General features: G+C 58.0%; 1 protein-coding gene. It reads left to right on the top strand.

Annotation, left to right across the window (positions count from 1 at the left end; genetic code table 11):
- The first annotated feature begins 312 nt into the window (after nucleotides 1–312).
- Nucleotides 313–5,700, top strand: a complete 5,388-nt coding sequence (locus GHN92_RS23335) for a filamentous hemagglutinin N-terminal domain-containing protein (protein ID WP_153381295.1) — start codon at nucleotides 313–315, stop codon at nucleotides 5,698–5,700.
- The last annotated feature ends 73 nt before the right edge of the window (nucleotides 5,701–5,773 follow it).

Raw genomic sequence — 5,773 nt, 5'->3', positions numbered from 1 at the left:
CATCTTGGCCTCCTGGCTTTAATGGCGGTGTATTTTACAGAAAATCGTATTTCTTGGGTTTACGTACAGAGCCTAGGGCGTGCTACGACAGATCAAATTTATGGCAGTGACAGTCAGCTGCTCTGAAGAGACGTTTCGCTATTGATATCGGAAGCGTCCTAACTCTTTTCATTCAAACATATCCAAGACTTACCCCACCCGGAGACGCGCCAAGGCTTTTGCCTGCGAATTGTCTCGTTGAAAAGACTTTGCCTCACTCATCAAGTTTGGCGAATCACGGATGGAGTAAGCATGTTTGGATGTTATCTCGGGATGAGGTCTTTATTTCCGGTTGTACCGGGCAGCCTGGCCAAGCTGGGTTTGTTATCCCCAGAAACCGACAGGGATGATCGGCATTCAGCCTTCTTGGCCCGCCAGTCTTCAGCAGCACTGCATGCCCGGGAATCTTTCTTGGGCATGCCTAAACGTGGCCTGGCCTTTATTTTGGCCAATGCGCTGTTCTGGCAACCACTGCTGGTGCAGGCCGAAGGCATCGTTGTCAGCGGGCCAGGCACCAGCCTGGGAGCGGCGGGTAATGGTGTTCCGATCGTCAATATTGCTGCACCCAATGGCAGCGGTCTGTCGCATAACCAGTTTAATGACTACAACGTCGGTGCCAATGGCCTGATCCTCAACAACGGCATTGACCGTACCCAGTCGACCCAACTGGGCGGCATCATCCTCGGCAACCCGAACCTGCAGGGCAACGCCGCCCATATCATCCTCAACGAAGTCAACGGCGGCAGTCCCAGCCAGTTGCGCGGTTATACCGAAGTGGCGGGGCAGTCGGCCAAGGTGATCGTGGCCAACCCCTACGGTATTACCTGTAATGGCTGCGGTTTTATCAATACTCCCAGTGTCACGCTTAGCACGGGCAAACCCCTGTTTGATAATGGTCGTCTGGATCGTTATCAGGTTGATGGCGGTACGGTGACCATTGACGGTCAGGGTTTGAACGCCAGTAATATCGATCGCTTCGACATCATCACCCGCTCGGCGAAGATCAACGCCCAGATCAATGCGCGTCACTTGACGGTGATTGCCGGTCGCAACGACGTCAATGCCCGGACCCTGCACGCCACTGCGCGCGCGGATGACGGCAGCGCCAAGCCGCAGTTGGCAATTGACTCCAGCGCCTTGGGCGGAATGTATGCGGGCGCCATCAGGCTGGTGGGTACCGAGGCCGGTGTCGGGGTCAAGCTGGACGGCACGCTGGCGGCCAGTGGCGGGGATATACAGCTCGATGCCAATGGGCATTTGCGTATGGCTCAAGTCACGGCCAGCAGTGCGATCACAGGCAAGGCTGGAAGTCTCGATGCCCAAGAGGCGATCTATGCTGGCAGCACACTGGATATGCAGGCTCAAGGCGACCTGAGCAGCCGTAAAAACCTTATCGCACGTGACAGCATCAAGCTCTCCAGCGGCGCGCAGTTGACCAATCACGGCATTATCGAGGCCGGGGTCAATGCCGACCATTCCCGCAACAGTCATGGCGATGTGTACATCGCCGCAAAAACGCTTGCGAACACACACGCCAGCATCATTGCCAGTCGTCACCTGACAGCTAGCGCCCAAATCCTGAGCAATCAGGGGGGCACGCTGAGCGCCAAACAGGCCGCCAGCATCCGTGCAGACACTCTGGATAACCAGAACAAAGGGCGGATTCTGAGTAGCGCCAGTCTCGACCTCAAAACTGATCGGTTACTTAACAGCCAAGGTCTGGTTTCAGCCAGCAGCATCGACGCCCGGATCGGCAGCCTGGACAACCGCACCGGCATGCTCAGCAGTCAGGGTGAGATGCGCCTGGCCGTTGATGGCACATTGCAGAACCGCAGTGGCGTAGTGATATCCGACGGCAACGCAAGCGTAACTGCAACCCGCCTCGATAACAGCAGCGGCCGGATTTCCGGCAAGCAGAACCTCAAGGTTCAAGTGCAGGATCTAAACAACCAGCAAGGTCAACTGATCGGCCAAGGTGCCGTCCAACTGAGCAGTAATATCCTGGACAACCGTCATAAAGGCCTGGTCGGCGGCGCTCAAGGGCTGACGCTTGATGTGGCCGATATCGATAACCGTGAAGGCGAAGTGTCGAGCCAGGCTGGTTTGTCGTTGACGGGTTTTCGCCTGGACAACACGGGCGGTAGGCTTACCAGCGAAAAACACAGCCGTCTTGAGCTTAGTGCCGGCGTGGCAAACACCTTGGGCCTGATCAGCAGTGACGGCGGGTTAAGCCTCTCTGCGACTGAGTTGTCCAACCACCAGGGCAGCATTTCCAGCGCAGGCCAACTTGCTATCAGCAGTGGTGGGTTGAACAACGAAAAGGGTTCGCTGCAGGGCAAGGCCATCACGCTCGACTTGGGTACTGCCACAGGCGATCTCAACAATATGGGCGGCCTGATCACCACAGCAGGCCCTTTGACCCTCAAGCACCTGCGTGACCTGAACAACCGTGGCGGCGAGATTTCCACTACGCAAACCCTTAGCCTGAGTGTCCGCAACCTTGATAATACGGGCGGCAAGCTGATCAGCAACAACCTGTTGGTCATCAATGGTGACAACCTGCTCAATCAGGGCGGGCTGATCTCCGGCTGGCAGGGCTTGAATGCCACCGGTACAACGCTCGACAATCGCAACAGCGGCAAACTGTCCAGCCTTTACGGCAACCTTGATGCCCATCTCAGCTCCAGCCTTCTCAATAGCGGTACAGGTATTCTGGTCAGCCAAAAAAACCTGACCGTCACAGCGGCCAACCTGGACAACAGCGGTCAGGGCAATATAACCAGTGCTGGCGCCCAAACCCTTGATATCAGTGGTTGGCTGAACAACGCCGAGGGCGGGGTGATTGACAGTGGTGCGGCTCTGTATCTGAGTGCACGTGATCTCGACAACAGTGCTGGCAGTATCAAAGGTGCCGCCGCCACAACCCTCGACCTGCCTGGCACCTTGACCAACACCCGCGGCAAGCTGTCCAGCGGTGGCCCGCTATTGATCCAGCGGGCGGCGCAGATCGACAACCAGGGCGGTGAGCTGGTCAGCAGAAGCGTGCTGAGCCTGATGACCGCTGGCCTGGACAACCGCAATCGCGGCACAGTCGCGGCAGATGGCAAGTTGGACATTAGCGTCAGTGGCCTGGTGCAAAACAGCAATGACGGCCTGATCTACAGCCAGGACGGCGAGCTCAAACTTACCGCTAGCCGCCTGGACAACGCCAAGGGCAAGGTGCAAGGCAAGACCGGCTTAGAACTGGACATTACTGAAAATATCGACAATCAGGGTGGCAAACTGATTGCCCAAAACGGTGATTTGGCGATCAAGGCCGCCAACCTGGATAACCGTGGTGGTGAGCTTGGCAGCCTCAAGCAAGCCCTCAATGCTCGCGTAGTCGGTGTACTGCGCAACGGTGTGGCAGGGATCATCCAGGGCCTGCGTCTGAATCTGATCGCGGGCAGTATCGATAACGTCGGCGGGAAAATCTCAGCGCAAGTGGGCGATGCCCTCGTGACCACCGACGCTTTTGACAATCGCGACGGCAATCTCTACGTCAAGCGTCTGCTGACAATAACCGGCAACGCCTTCGACAACAGCGGCGAAACAGGTGGGCGTGTGGCAGCAGAGCACGTCAGCCTCGATCTGAGCAACGCCCTGAATAACCATAAAGGCCTTATCGAAAGCACAGGAACCCTGAGTGTCAGCGCCGCCAGCGTGGATAACCGGACGGGGCAGTTGCGTACGCTGGGTACCAGCGGCGATACCTTGTTCCAGATTGGCGGGCTGCTGGACAACCGCAACGGCACCCTGGAAAGCGCCAATACTGAGTTGACGTTACTCGCGGGCAGCTTCCAGAACGCGGGTGGCAAGGTACTGCATTCCGGCAGCGGCACTTTCGCCATTGATCCGTCGATCCTCGACAACGTTGGCGGCAGTCTGGAGAGTCGAGGTGGCCTGACCCTCAACCAGGACAGCTGGACCAACAGCAGCGTGATTCAGGCCGCGCGCCTGACAGTCAACGTCAACAGCCTCAATCAAGTTGCGGGCGGCCAGTTACTGGCATCCAACAGTTTTGTTGGCGCAGGCGGGAACTGGTCCAACAACGGTTTGCTCGCCAGTGACGGCACTCTGAGTATCAACCTGGAGGGTACTTACTCGGCCAGTGGTCGGCTGAGCAGCCTCGGATCCCTGGATCTGCGCGCCGCGCAACTGCACTTCAGCGAAACCGCCACCCTGGCCGGTGGTGACGGCACCCGGGTCACAGTGGCAGGACAGTTGAACAACGCCGGGCGGATGACGTCTGCGACCGACCTCAACCTCATTGCCAATGAGGTGTCCAACACCGGCACACTGGGGGCTGGCGCGAACCTTGTGCTCACTGCCGACACAGCACTCAATCGCGATGGTCTGATTTTCAGCGGCGGTGACATGCAGCTGCTGTCCACCACCTTCACCAATGCCTATGCGACGGTCTATGGCCTGGGCGATGTGCTGATCGCCAAAGATACAGATCACAACCAGGCCGATTTGCTGGACAACCGCTCCGGCACGGTTGAAAGCGCGCAGAACCTGAGCATCCGCGCCATGACCGTGAATAACGTGCGGGATGTGCTGGAATACACGGCCCAGGAAAAAAGCTCGGTGACCATCACTGAGCTCGATTGCAACTTGATACCTGGTGCCGGTTGTGACTTTCGTCGTAAAGGGCGGCGAAACGGCCTGTGGCAAATCGATGAAATCGATCGCCTGAACGTTACCCGAAGCACAGCGGCTTCGCTCTTGGGCAGTGGCGCGGACCTCCAGATCCACGCCGGGACGCTCAATAACCACAGCAGCACCATTGCCGCCACAGGCAACGTGACGGCCACCGCAGAGACCCTTAACAACCTGGGCGTGCAAGCGCAGGAGATCACCACCACCCGCACGTACTGGAACTATGTCACACAGATTTTTGCGGCCATCCCGGCGGCTGCCAATTTCAATGCCAAAAACAGCCCCACACCCTCGGCCACCGTTGAGTCTGACCTGAGTTACTTTATTGGCCTGCTGGGCGGTGGCAAGCTATCGCACACCACCCGCACCCAAAACATCGACGGGCAGGCCCATGACGCTGTGATCCAAGCCGGGGGCGACGTCAACCTCAGTGCCGGGCAAAGCCTTAACAACAGCGTGATCCGGCCGTACTACGGTTATGTCGCTGCCGGCCGTACGCCAACCGACACGGGCGCGGGAAGTGGCTACTCCACACCGATCCACATCAACGCCCAATTGCCAGCGGATGTGGCCCAGCAACAAGTGAACCCGGTAGAGCTGCCCGGCTTCAGCTTGCCTGAGGGCCAGAACGGCCTGTTTCGCCTGAGCGGGCAGGGCAGCAGCACTGTGTCGGCCGTTCACTCTCCCTCCCTACCGGTCGACCTCTCAGGTGCAGCAGGTTCTGCAACAGCGATTGACGGCCTGACCATCAACCGTGTTCAGGGCTTGCCTGACACAAACGTTGTAACCAGCCCGCACAAATACCTGATCGAAACCAACCCGGCTCTGACCCACCTCAAACAATTTATGGGCTCGGACTACCTGCTGGCGAAGTTGGGTTACGAGCCGGACCAAAGCCAGAAGCGCCTGGGTGACGGCTTTTATGAACAGCGCCTGATTCAGCAAGCCCTCACCGCCTGAATCGCCCCTAGTTTCGTAGACACCTCCAAGCCTTAAAATGAGGCCCATTAGGAGGTGCCATGAGCAACCAGCG

Origin of the sequence: Pseudomonas sp. FSL R10-2964, assembly GCF_009600035.1 — a bacterium.
GTDB lineage: Bacteria > Pseudomonadota > Gammaproteobacteria > Pseudomonadales > Pseudomonadaceae > Aquipseudomonas > Aquipseudomonas bubulae.
The sequence above is the reverse complement of the archived record's forward strand: the minus strand, read 5'-3'. Positions and strand labels throughout refer to the sequence as shown.

Bases quoted from the DNA above. Each gene is read 5' to 3' on its own strand.
- GHN92_RS23335 (WP_153381295.1), top strand. From the start codon at position 313: ATGAGGTCTTTATTTCCGGTTGTACCGGGCAGCCTGGCCAAGCTGGGT.